Origin of the sequence: Staphylococcus sp. Marseille-Q5304 (assembly GCF_943737015.1) — a bacterium.
GTDB lineage: Bacteria > Bacillota > Bacilli > Staphylococcales > Staphylococcaceae > Staphylococcus > Staphylococcus hsinchuensis.
In genome coordinates this window covers 1907575-1920127 of the sequence record NZ_CALSFP010000001.1, presented here as the reverse complement: position 1 = coordinate 1920127, position 12553 = coordinate 1907575, and the positions used below count along the sequence as shown (strand labels likewise).

Sequence of the window (12553 nt, the reverse complement as noted above, 5' to 3'; positions counted from 1 at the left end):
ATGCGCGGTGGCGGAAATATGCAACAAATGATGAAACAAATGCAGAAAATGCAAAAGAAAATGGGAGAAGAACAAGAAAAATTAAAAGATGAAAAAGTTCAAGGGACTGCTGGTGGCGGTATGGTCACTGTAACAGTTTCTGGTCATAAAGAAATCTTAGATGTAGAGATCAAAGAAGAAGCGGTTGATCCTGACGACATCGAAATGCTACAAGATCTAGTTATTGCTGCTACAAACGAAGCATTAAACAAAGCAGACGAATTAACACAAGAACGTTTAGGTAAACACACTCAAGGCTTAAACATCCCTGGAATGTGATCCAATGCATTATCCAGAACCAATATCCAAACTGATTGACAGTTTCATGAAATTGCCAGGCATTGGGCCAAAGACAGCTCAACGTCTGGCGTTTCATGTATTAGATATGAAAGAAGACGATGTTGTACAATTTGCCAAAGCCTTAGTGGATGTAAAAAGAGAACTTACCTATTGTAGTGAATGTGGTCATATTACAGAACAAGACCCATGTTACATTTGCCAAGATAAAGGAAGAGATCGTTCAGTCATCTGTGTAGTCGAGGATGATAAAGATGTCATTGCTATGGAAAAAATGAAAGAATATAAAGGACTATATCACGTGTTACATGGCTCAATCTCTCCAATGGATGGTATTGGCCCTGAAGATATTAACATTCCATCGCTCGTAAATCGTTTGAAAGATGAAGAAGTTAAAGAACTTATCCTCGCAATGAATCTAAACTTAGAAGGTGAGTCTACTGCGATGTATATATCTAGGTTAGTGAAACCAATAGGTATAACTGTGACGCGATTAGCGCAAGGATTATCAGTCGGCGGAGATTTAGAATATGCAGATGAAGTCACTTTATCTAAAGCAATTATGGGTAGAACAGAAATGTAATTAACAAGGTATATTAAGAGAATATCTACAATTTGAGCTACTTTTAAGACAGTAGCTCAATTTTTTTGAAAAAATTTAAGAAAATGTAAAAAATATCAATGTTTCGTTTCTGGAGTTATATTGAGGGTTTGTTTAATGAAATTGGGTGTTTTTGACACTTAAAACGAACTATTTTTAAAGGGAACTTTTTATAGTTTGTGTATTGAGAATTCACAGCAAAACCATTGTTAAAAAAGTGTAATTTTTAGTGTTGTTAAAGGTTTGATAAGCGTGTATAGTATTTACTTGTCGGACAAAACAAACGACACAAACAACAAAGATTACTTGAAACATTAAAATAATTAATTTTAAAAAGTTCTTGACTTCGAAAGTCAAAACGTGTAGAATTAATTATTGTGATTGAAACAAATGAACATTGAAAACTGAATGACAATATGTCAACGTTAATTCCGAAAAACAACAATTTATTGTTGATTTAACAAGTGTTGAAGAAACACATTTAGTATTATGAGCTAATCAAACATCATAAATTTTTATGGAGAGTTTGATCCTGGCTCAGGATGAACGCTGGCGGCGTGCCTAATACATGCAAGTCGAGCGAACAGATAAGGAGCTTGCTCCTTTGACGTTAGCGGCGGACGGGTGAGTATCACGTGGGTAACCTACCCATAAGACTGGAATAACTCCGGGAAACCGGGGCTAATGCCGGATAATATTTAGAACCGCATGGTTCTAAAGTGAAAGATGGCCTTGCTATCACTTATGGATGGACCCGCGCCGTATTAGCTAGTTGGTAAGGTAACGGCTTACCAAGGCAACGATACGTAGCCGACCTGAGAGGGTGATCGGCCACACTGGAACTGAGACACGGTCCAGACTCCTACGGGAGGCAGCAGTAGGGAATCTTCCGCAATGGGCGAAAGCCTGACGGAGCAACGCCGCGTGAGTGATGAAGGTCTTCGGATCGTAAAGCTCTGTTATTAGGGAAGAACAAATGCGTAAGTAACTGTGCGCGTCTTGACGGTACCTAATCAGAAAGCCACGGCTAACTACGTGCCAGCAGCCGCGGTAATACGTAGGTGGCAAGCGTTATCCGGAATTATTGGGCGTAAAGCGCGCGTAGGCGGTTTTTTAAGTCTGATGTGAAAGCCCACGGCTCAACCGTGGATGGTCATTGGAAACTGGAAAACTTGAGTGCAGAAGAGGAAAGTGGAATTCCATGTGTAGCGGTGAAATGCGCAGAGATATGGAGGAACACCAGTGGCGAAGGCGACTTTCTGGTCTGCAACTGACGCTGATGTGCGAAAGCGTGGGGATCAAACAGGATTAGATACCCTGGTAGTCCACGCTGTAAACGATGAGTGCTAAGTGTTAGGGGGTTTCCGCCCCTTAGTGCTGCAGCTAACGCATTAAGCACTCCGCCTGGGGAGTACGACCGCAAGGTTGAAACTCAAAGGAATTGACGGGGACCCGCACAAGCGGTGGAGCATGTGGTTTAATTCGAAGCAACGCGAAGAACCTTACCAAATCTTGACATCCTTTGATCGCTCTAGAGATAGAGTTTTCCCCTTCGGGGGACAAAGTGACAGGTGGTGCATGGTTGTCGTCAGCTCGTGTCGTGAGATGTTGGGTTAAGTCCCGCAACGAGCGCAACCCTTAAGCTTAGTTGCCATCATTAAGTTGGGCACTCTAGGCTGACTGCCGGTGACAAACCGGAGGAAGGTGGGGATGACGTCAAATCATCATGCCCCTTATGATTTGGGCTACACACGTGCTACAATGGACAATACAAAGGGCAGCTAAACCGCGAGGTCAAGCAAATCCCATAAAGTTGTTCTCAGTTCGGATTGTAGTCTGCAACTCGACTACATGAAGCTGGAATCGCTAGTAATCGTAGATCAGCATGCTACGGTGAATACGTTCCCGGGTCTTGTACACACCGCCCGTCACACCACGAGAGTTTGTAACACCCGAAGCCGGTGGAGTAACCTTTGGAGCTAGCCGTCGAAGGTGGGACAAATGATTGGGGTGAAGTCGTAACAAGGTAGCCGTATCGGAAGGTGCGGCTGGATCACCTCCTTTCTAAGGATATATTCGGAACATCTTCTACGAAGATGAAACGGAATAACATTGACATATTGTATTCAGTTTTGAATGCTCATCAGAGTATTTAAAATATTATAGAAATGGGCCTATAGCTCAGCTGGTTAGAGCGCACGCCTGATAAGCGTGAGGTCGGTGGTTCGAGTCCACTTAGGCCCACCATTTTGTACATTGAAAACTAGATAAATAAGTAAAATAATGATTTTACCAAGCAAAACCGAGTGAATAGCGTGTATACGCTTGAATTCAAAAATAATCGCTAGTGTTCGAAAGAACACTCACAGATTAATAACGTTTGCTTTTTAGTCTTTTGACTAAAAACATAGATTAAGTTATTAAGGGCGCACGGTGAATGCCTTGGCACTAGAAGCCGATGAAGGACGTTACTAACGACGATATGCTTTGGGGAGCTGTAAGTAAGCTGTGATCCAGAGATTTCCGAATGGGGAAACCCAACACGAGTTATGTCGTGTTATCGATATGTGAATACATAGCATATCCGAAGGTAGACGCGGAGAACTGAAACATCTTAGTACCCGCAGGAAGAGAAAGAAAAATCGATTCCCTGAGTAGCGGCGAGCGAAACGGGAAGAGCCCAAACCAATGAGCTTGCTTATTGGGGTTGTAGGACACTCTCTACGGAGTTAGAAAAGAATAGATTAGACGAAGTAACTGGAAAGTTACATCAGAGAAGGTAATAATCCTGTAGTCGAAAATCTGTTCACTCTTGAGTGGATCCTGAGTACGACGGAGCACGTGTAATTCCGTCGGAATCTGGGAGGACCATCTCCTAAGGCTAAATACTCTCTAGTGACCGATAGTGAACCAGTACCGTGAGGGAAAGGTGAAAAGTACCCCGGAAGGGGAGTGAAATAGAACTTGAAACCGTGTGCTTACAAGTAGTCAGAGCCCGTTAATGGGTGATGGCGTGCCTTTTGTAGAATGAACCGGCGAGTTACGATCTGATGCAAGGTTAAGCAGCAAATGTGGAGCCGTAGCGAAAGCGAGTCTGAATAGGGCGTTGAGTATTTGGTCGTAGACCCGAAACCAGGTGATCTACCCATGACCAGGCTGAAGTTCAGGTAACACTGAATGGAGGGCCGAACCGACTTACGTTGAAAAGTGAGCGGATGAGTTGTGGGTAGCGGAGAAATTCCAATCGAACCTGGAGATAGCTGGTTCTCTCCGAAATAGCTTTAGGGCTAGCCTCAAGTGATGATTATTGGAGGTAGAGCACTGTTTGGACGAGGGGCCCTTCTCGGGTTACCGAATTCAGACAAACTCCGAATGCCAATCAATTTAACTTGGGAGTCAGAACGCGAGTGATAAGATCCGTGTTCGAAAGGGAAACAGCCCAGACCACCAGCTAAGGTCCCAAAATATATGTTAAGTGGAAAAGGATGTGGCGTTGCCCAGACAACTAGGATGTTGGCTTAGAAGCAGCCATCATTTAAAGAGTGCGTAATAGCTCACTAGTCGAGTGACACTGCGCCGAAAATGTACCGGGGCTAAACATATTACCGAAGCTGTGGATTGTCCGTAGGACAATGGTAGGAGAGCGTTCTAAGGGCGTTGAAGCATGATCGCAAGGACATGTGGAGCGCTTAGAAGTGAGAATGCCGGTGTGAGTAGCGAAAGACGGGTGAGAATCCCGTCCACCGATTGACTAAGGTTTCCAGAGGAAGGCTCGTCCGCTCTGGGTTAGTCGGGTCCTAAGCTGAGGCCGACAGGCGTAGGCGATGGATAACAGGTTGATATTCCTGTACCACCATGATTCGTTTTAAGCGATGGGAGGACGCAGTAGGATAGGCGAAGCGTGCTGTTGGAGTGCACGTCCAAGCAATAAGACTGAGTGTTAGGCAAATCCGACACTCATAAGGTCAAGTTGTGATGGGGAGAGGAAATTGTTTCCTCGAGTCGCTGATTTCACACTGCCAAGAAAAGTCTCTAGCTAGAATACTGGTGCCCGTACCGCAAACCGACACAGGTAGTCAAGATGAGAATTCTAAGGTGAGCGAGCGAACTCTCGTTAAGGAACTCGGCAAAATGACCCCGTAACTTCGGGAGAAGGGGTGCTCTTTAGGGTGCAAGCCCAGGAGAGCCGCAGTGAATAGGCCCAAGCGACTGTTTATCAAAAACACAGGTCTCTGCTAAACCGTAAGGTGATGTATAGGGGCTGACGCCTGCCCGGTGCTGGAAGGTTAAGAGGAGTGGTTAGCTTCTGCGAAGCCACGAATCGAAGCCCCAGTAAACGGCGGCCGTAACTATAACGGTCCTAAGGTAGCGAAATTCCTTGTCGGGTAAGTTCCGACCCGCACGAAAGGCGTAACGATTTGGGCACTGTCTCAACGAGAGACTCGGTGAAATCATAGTACCTGTGAAGATGCAGGTTACCCGCGACAGGACGGAAAGACCCCGTGGAGCTTTACTGTAGTCTGATATTGAAATTCGGCACAGCTTGTACAGGATAGGTAGGAGCCTTAGAAACGTGAGCGCTAGCTTACGTGGAGGCGTTGGTGGGATACTACCCTTGCTGTGTTGGATTTCTAACCCGCACCATTAATCATGGTGGGAGACAGTGTCAGATGGGCAGTTTGACTGGGGCGGTCGCCTCCTAAAGAGTAACGGAGGCGCTCAAAGGTTTCCTCAGAATGGTTGGAAATCATTCATAGAGTGTAAAGGCATAAGGAAGCTTGACTGCGAGACCTACAAGTCGAGCAGGGTCGAAAGACGGACTTAGTGATCCGGTGGTTCCGCATGGAAGGGCCATCGCTCAACGGATAAAAGCTACCCCGGGGATAACAGGCTTATCTCCCCCAAGAGTTCACATCGACGGGGAGGTTTGGCACCTCGATGTCGGCTCATCGCATCCTGGGGCTGTAGTCGGTCCCAAGGGTTGGGCTGTTCGCCCATTAAAGCGGTACGCGAGCTGGGTTCAGAACGTCGTGAGACAGTTCGGTCCCTATCCGTCGTGGGCGTAGGAAATTTGAGAGGAGCTGTCCTTAGTACGAGAGGACCGGGATGGACATACCTCTGGTGTACCAGTTGTCGTGCCAACGGCATCGCTGGGTAGCTATGTATGGACGGGATAAGTGCTGAAAGCATCTAAGCATGAAGCCCCCCTCAAGATGAGATTTCCCAACTTCGGTTATAAGATCCCTCAAAGATGATGAGGTTAATAGGTTCGAGGTGGAAGCGTAGCGATACGTGGAGCTGACGAATACTAATCGATCGAAGACTTAATCAATTTTTAAACGTTTTGTTTGGTTTCATTCATTTTACTTATTATCTAGTTTTGAATGTATAATTTCATACATTGCATTGTCTGGTGACAATGGCAAGGAGGTCACACCTGTTCCCATGCCGAACACAGAAGTTAAGCTCCTTAGCGCCGATGGTAGTCGGACTTACGTTCCGCAAGAGTAGGACGTTGCCAGGCAATAACCCAAAGAGACCGAAAGGTCTCTTTTTTTATATGAAAAAAGGCGCTAATCAGTGCCGCAGGCACAAAAGGAGCTTAACTTCTAAGCTTGCATTGTCCCTGATTTAAAAGCGTTTGAAGCTGACGAATTGAGTGAAAGACGCAAAGAGCTTACAAGAGGTAAGCGAATAAGGAAAGAACAAAAATGAGGAAAGATGCGAGCGCTTGCCTTCGTAATCAGGAAGGTTCTCCTTAGCGTCGATGGTAGCCGACTTACGTTCCGCAAGAGTAGGACGTTGCCAGGCAATAACTCAAGAGACCGAAAGGTCTCTTTTTTATTTGCACAAAAAATTTCAGTACCGAAGGAACAAAATAATATAACTCCTATAATGTCACTGTTTTAACAAGGAAAATTCCATGTATGTTAAAATGAAACACATTACAACTACATTTACGTTAATTTTATAAAAAGAAGTGGAGAATGATGATGGGATTACCATTAGTAAATCAATTAAAAGCGCTACATCATACAAAACCAATCTCACTACATGTGCCAGGACATAAAAATATGACAATCGGTAATTTAAATCAGTTGGATTTCACAATGGATATGACTGAAATTACTGGGTTAGATGATTTGCATCATCCGGAAGATGTGTTGCTAGAAAGTATGGAAACGATTCATAAACACCCGAACTATGATGCATTTTATTTAGTGAATGGCACGACTTCGGGTATTTTATCAGTGATTCAAAGTTATAAAGATGAAACCGGACGTTATGGCGTCGTACGCAATGCGCATAAATCTGTGTTTCATGCAGTGGATTTAACACAACAACCATGCCACCTGTTTGAAATGACTATGAGTAATGAAACGAAACAATATATTGGACCCCGACTTGAAACGTTACATCATCAACTCAATGAAACGAAGTTAGCTATATTAACATATCCAAATTATTACGGCGAGTGCGTTAATATTGCTAATGCAGTTCAAACATTGCATGCACATGATGTACCCGTTTTAGTAGATGAGGCACATGGCGCTCATTTCGATTTAGAAGGTTTTCCACATTCAGCCATGCAGGCAGGAGCTGATTATGTGGTACAGTCCTATCATAAAACTTTACCTGCTTTGACGATGGGGTCAGTTATTTTTATACATAAAGAGGCGCCAGTGAGAGAACGTGTCATTAAATATTTATCGTATTTCCAAACATCGAGTCCTTCATATCTCGTTATGAGTAGTTTAGAATTAGCGCATCAATTTTATAATAATTATAAGAGTGCTGAATTTTTTAATAAAAGGCAACAACTCATTAATGCATTATCGTCTAAGCAATTCAAGGTTGTTGAAGTGGATGACCCATTAAAATTAATTATTCAATGCGATGGGTATCAAGGGTTTGAGTTACAGGAACAATTTGAATCATTACAAATTTATACTGAGCTAGCAGACGAATATCAAGTGTTATTCGTTTTGCCACTGTGGCATGATAACGATAATTATCCATTTGAGTTATTATTAGAGCGAATTAAACAATTAAAAATTGAAAAAAGGGCACCATTAGATGAACAAAGAATCATCTACAATACGGAAAGCAGCAAGTATTACCCGGGTGATATTAATGATGTGAAAGAAATTGATATAGATCAAGCTGAGAATGAAATATTAGCTACGCATATCGTACCTTATCCACCTGGAATCCCTTTAATGTTTAAGGGTGAAAAAATCTCTAATTCTATGGTAAAATTGTTGCACAATTGGCATAATCAGAACTTAAAAATAGAAGGATTATATGGCCATAAAATAAAAATTAAGGATGACTCTAAATGACTGCATTTATTACGTTTGAAGGTCCAGAAGGTTCAGGAAAAACGACAGTGTTAAGACAAATTGCTGAAAAATTAGAAGCTACCTATGAAATTGTAACAACAAGAGAACCTGGTGGTGTCGTGACGGGTGAAAAGATTCGTGAAATTTTGTTGGAGGGCGACGAAATGGACGAACGTACAGAAGCTTTGTTATTTGCAGGCTCAAGACGTGAACATCTCGTCAGCAAAGTCATTCCAGCGTTAAATGATGGGAAAGTTGTACTCTGTGATCGTTATATTGATAGTTCATTAGCTTATCAAGGTTATGCAAGGGGTATAGGTTTAGAAGAAGTGAAAGCCGTCAATGAATTTGCGATAAATGGATTGTATCCAAATATCACTGTTTACCTTGATATCAGTGCAGAGGTTGGACGCCAACGTATATTGAAAAATCAACGTAATCAAAATCGATTAGATCAAGAAGACATTCAATTCCATGAAAAAGTTGTTGAAGGTTATAAAAAAATTATTCATAATGAACCTGAACGCTTTATCATTATAAATGCGGATAGATCTATCGAAGAAGTGGTAGAAGATACATATCATAAATTAAAAAAGTACTTAGATGAATTATGATATAATTATTATTAAGAGGTGTTAATTATGAAAATGATAATTGCAATTGTCCAAGATCAGGACAGCCAAGAACTTTCAGATAAATTAGTGAAAAATAATTTCAGAGCCACTAAGTTAGCAACAACGGGTGGATTTTTAAGAGCTGGGAACACAACTTTCTTATCAGGTGTTGAAGATGATCGAGTAGATGAAATGTTGAAAGTCATTGATGATACATGTGGAAATAGAGAACAACTTGTTTCGCCTATAACACCTATGGGCGGCAGCGCAGATTCTTATATACCTTATCCTGTTGAAGTAGAAGTTGGAGGGGCAACGGTATTCGTAATGCCAGTTGAAGCTTTCCATCAATTTTAATTTTAGTCATGGTTGCTATATATAGTGAACTCCAAAGTATATTTTTCGGATTGGGATGTAAATGTTCTTTTTAAAATATATACTGGAGTGTACTATGTAGAAGCAACCTTTTTATATAAAGGAGTAACTTAATGAGGGATGAACTAGAAAGTCTGACAAATGCTTATCGATCTGATAAATTGTCTCATGCTTATTTATTTGAAGGAGACGACGGTCAAACGATGCAACAAGTCGCGATGAACTTTGCGAAACTCATTTTATGTGATCAAGATGCACAATGTCAGTTAAAAGTGGATACATTAAATCATCCGGACTTTAGATATGTAGCGACAGAAGAGACGACAATCAAAAAAGACCAAGTTGAACAACTCGTGCATCATATGAATCAACTTCCCATTGAAGGTCAATATAAAGTTTATATTATCGAATCTTTTGAGAAGTTAACGATACAAGGGGAAAACAGTATATTAAAGTTTTTAGAAGAACCACCTGAAAACACAATCGCGATTTTATTATCTACGAAACCGGAACAAATCTTAAATACGATACATTCGAGATGTCAGCATGTTTATTTTAAACCGAAAGATAAATCATATTTCATAGAACGTTTAGAAGAACATGATATGTCGAAACCTGTGGCCGAATTTTTAAGTACATATACAACACAAATTGAAACAGCACAAGCCTTGAATGAAGAGGCTGATATCACTGCATTGCGAAAGGTCACTTTAAAATGGTGCCATTTATTGTTGACGAATAGGTCTATGGCGCTAATTACAATTGTAGAATTGTTGAAGCAAGCGAAAAATAGACGTCTGCAATTATTAACATTAGCAGCTGTGAATGGTTTCTTTGAAGATGTGTTACATGCTAAGGTAGGCATGACAGAAGATTTATTATATCAAGAATTAAGTCAAGATATTGTTTCATATAAGGATAAGTTAACTTACAATCAAATTGTAGCTTTATTTGACCAGATTACTGAAGCGCATAAAAAGCTAAGTCAAAATGTTAATCCAACACTTGTGTTTGAACAAATTGTAATAAAAGGGGTGAGTTAAAATGCAAAATGTTGTTGGTATTACCTTTCCAAAAACGGGAAAAATGGAATATTATTCACCTACAGGCTTTGATTTGACTAAAGGTACATGGGTTGTCGTCGAATCGAAACGAGGATTAGAAATGGGCCGTGTAAAATACGAACCTTTAAATGTAGCAGATGAAGATGTCACATTACCGTTGAAAGAAATCGTCAGAAAGGCGACAGAAGAAGATCAACATCAACATGAACAGAATGATCAAGACGCTGAGGACGCTTTGAAATTATGTAAACAAACAGTTAAAGCGCAAGGACTAGATATGCGCCTTGTGAATTGTGAGTATACATTAGATAAATCCAAAGTGATTTTTAACTTTACCTCAGACGATCGTGTTGATTTCCGTAAACTTGTTAAAACTTTAGCTCAAAAGTTAAAAATACGTATAGAATTAAGGCAAATTGGCGTTCGAGATGAAGCGAAATTATTAGGTGGCATCGGTCCTTGTGGTCGTTCATTATGTTGTTCAACTTTCTTGGGTGATTTTGAACCAGTGTCTATCAAAATGGCTAAGGACCAAAACCTATCACTGAATCCTACGAAAATCTCAGGTGCATGTGGTCGTTTAATGTGTTGTTTAAAATATGAAAATGACTATTATGAAGAAGCACGTGCACAATTACCTGATGTAGGAGAGGTAGTTGCAACCCCAGAAGGAAACGGTAAAGTCATCGGACTCAATATATTAGACATTTCCATGCAAATTAAAGTGGATGGATTTGAACAACCATTCGAATATAAAATGGAAGAATTAGAGACATTAAATTAGGAGGCCATGACGAGATTGAATCGAAGTGAAATATTTGAAAAGCTTGCGAGACTTGAAGAGAATATGAGTCAACTTAATAATGATTTATCAGAATTAAAGCATCTCACAGTTCAAATGGTCGAAGAAAACGTCGCCTTGCAAGTGGAAAATGAAAATTTAAAAACATTAATCGATAAAGAAGAAAAGCCTAAAAAAGTTGAAAATAATACTAAAACACAACGTAAAAAACCACTTCGAAGCAAAGAAAACTTAGCGATGCTATATAAAGAAGGATTTCATATTTGTAATGGTGAATTATTCGGTAAACATAGAAAAGGCGATGATTGTTTATTCTGCTTAGAAGTATTAAGTGAATAGCAAGCACTGCACAAAGAAATGATAGTTAAAGTGAAAGGATGAGAAGAAGCGATAGGCTTAAAGGTGAAGTATCGCCAATATCTCATCCTTTTTTGGGGGTTAAAAATGAAATGTTGCATGAAGGTGAAAGGTTAGATTATTTAATTAAAGAAAACTTACGAATTGTACAAAATGATGACGTGTTTTCATTTTCAACAGATGCGTTGTTATTAGCACATTTCACACACGTTAGAAAACAGGATAAAATACTAGATTTATGTTCAGGGAACGGTGTCATTCCATTATTATTGTCTGATAAAGGACAAAATAAAATTGTTGGTGTTGAAATTCAACCACCTCTCGTTGATATGGCTAAGCGGTCTATTACATACAATCAATTATCGACACAGATTGAGATGCTTCAACTCGATTTAAAAGAAGCACATAAACATTTCAACCCGTCAGAATTTAGCTTGGTGACTTGTAATCCACCGTACTTTAAAGTGAACCAACAGCACCAACATCAGAAACATGCACATAAAATTGCGCGTCATGAAATAGCATGTACTTTAGAAGATTGTTGTTTTGCAGCGAGACATTTACTTAAACAAGGTGGTCGTTTAGTCATGGTGCATCGTGCGGAACGTCTGATGGATGTCTTATCGAGCATGAGGTATTATCAAATCGAACCGAAAAAATTGTACTTTATATATAGTAAACATAATAGAGCAGCACAAACCATTGTAGTTGAAGGTCGAAAAGGTGGTAGCCAAGGTTTAGAAATACAACCTCCATTTTATATTTATAACGAAGATGGCGCGTATTCAAAAGAAATGAGTGAAATTTATTATGGATGAACATTATATCTATATCGTTAGATGTAACGATAATAGTTTGTATACTGGGTATGCTAAAGATGTGTCACAACGTATAATGAAACATAACGAGGGCAAAGGGGCCAAATATACAAAAACAAGACGCCCGGTAGAGTTAGTTTATCAGGAAATGTATGGTACAAAATCTGAAGCACTCAAACGTGAAATTGAAATTAAAAGATATTCACGTAAAGAAAAATTAAAACTTATAAGTGAGGGATAACG

Annotated in this window: 10 protein-coding genes, 1 tRNA gene and 3 rRNA genes; all 14 read left to right on the top strand. The window is 40.5% G+C overall.

Annotated features, from left to right (window positions below; genetic code table 11):
• A complete protein-coding gene (locus NGI30_RS09575; protein ID WP_251521128.1) occupies positions 1-318 on the top strand; it encodes a YbaB/EbfC family nucleoid-associated protein in 318 nt (105 codons plus the stop codon).
• Between the two features lie 4 nt (positions 319-322).
• The gene (recR, locus tag NGI30_RS09570) at positions 323-919 is read left to right on the top strand and encodes a recombination mediator RecR (protein ID WP_251943488.1); all 597 of its coding nucleotides are present in this window, start codon (positions 323-325) and stop codon (positions 917-919) included.
• A 532-nt stretch (positions 920-1451) separates the two neighbouring features.
• Positions 1452-3001, top strand: a 16S ribosomal RNA gene (locus tag NGI30_RS09565).
• 106 nt (positions 3002-3107) lie between these two features.
• Positions 3108-3184 (top strand) — tRNA-Ile (locus tag NGI30_RS09560).
• A gap of 163 nt (positions 3185-3347) precedes the next feature.
• Positions 3348-6269, top strand: a 23S ribosomal RNA gene (locus NGI30_RS09555).
• Between the two features lie 77 nt (positions 6270-6346).
• Positions 6347-6461: ribosomal RNA gene (gene rrf, locus NGI30_RS09550) — 5S ribosomal RNA — on the top strand.
• Together the 16S, 23S and 5S rRNA genes with 1 tRNA gene alongside form the textbook arrangement of a ribosomal RNA operon.
• A gap of 469 nt (positions 6462-6930) precedes the next feature.
• On the top strand, positions 6931-8280 hold the full coding sequence (locus NGI30_RS09545) for an Orn/Lys/Arg family decarboxylase (protein ID WP_251943983.1): 1350 nt from the start codon (positions 6931-6933) through the stop codon (positions 8278-8280).
• The gene (tmk, locus tag NGI30_RS09540; protein ID WP_251943486.1) at positions 8277-8894 is read left to right on the top strand and encodes a dTMP kinase; all 618 of its coding nucleotides are present in this window, start codon (positions 8277-8279) and stop codon (positions 8892-8894) included. Before NGI30_RS09545 ends, tmk begins: the two co-directional genes overlap by 4 nt.
• Before the next feature lie 27 nt (positions 8895-8921).
• Positions 8922-9251: a cyclic di-AMP receptor DarA gene (gene darA, locus NGI30_RS09535; RefSeq protein ID WP_251521111.1), complete on the top strand. Its 330-nt coding sequence runs from the start codon at positions 8922-8924 to the stop codon at positions 9249-9251.
• Positions 9252-9382: 131 nt separating this feature from the next.
• On the top strand, positions 9383-10312 hold the full coding sequence (locus tag NGI30_RS09530) for a DNA polymerase III delta subunit-related protein (protein WP_251943485.1): 930 nt from the start codon (positions 9383-9385) through the stop codon (positions 10310-10312).
• A 1-nt stretch (position 10313) separates the two neighbouring features.
• Positions 10314-11117 carry a PSP1 domain-containing protein gene (locus tag NGI30_RS09525; protein WP_251943483.1) on the top strand — a complete coding sequence of 268 codons (804 nt, stop codon included), beginning with the start codon at positions 10314-10316 and terminating at the stop codon, positions 11115-11117.
• Between the two features lie 15 nt (positions 11118-11132).
• Positions 11133-11474 carry a DNA replication initiation control protein YabA gene (yabA, locus tag NGI30_RS09520; protein WP_251521102.1) on the top strand — a complete coding sequence of 114 codons (342 nt, stop codon included), beginning with the start codon at positions 11133-11135 and terminating at the stop codon, positions 11472-11474.
• A 110-nt stretch (positions 11475-11584) separates the two neighbouring features.
• The gene (locus tag NGI30_RS09515) at positions 11585-12310 is read left to right on the top strand and encodes a tRNA1(Val) (adenine(37)-N6)-methyltransferase (RefSeq protein ID WP_251521099.1); all 726 of its coding nucleotides are present in this window, start codon (positions 11585-11587) and stop codon (positions 12308-12310) included.
• On the top strand, positions 12303-12551 hold the full coding sequence (locus tag NGI30_RS09510; protein ID WP_251521097.1) for a GIY-YIG nuclease family protein: 249 nt from the start codon (positions 12303-12305) through the stop codon (positions 12549-12551). The genes NGI30_RS09515 and NGI30_RS09510 overlap by 8 nt, the downstream gene beginning before the upstream one ends.
• The last annotated feature ends 2 nt before the right edge of the window (positions 12552-12553 follow it).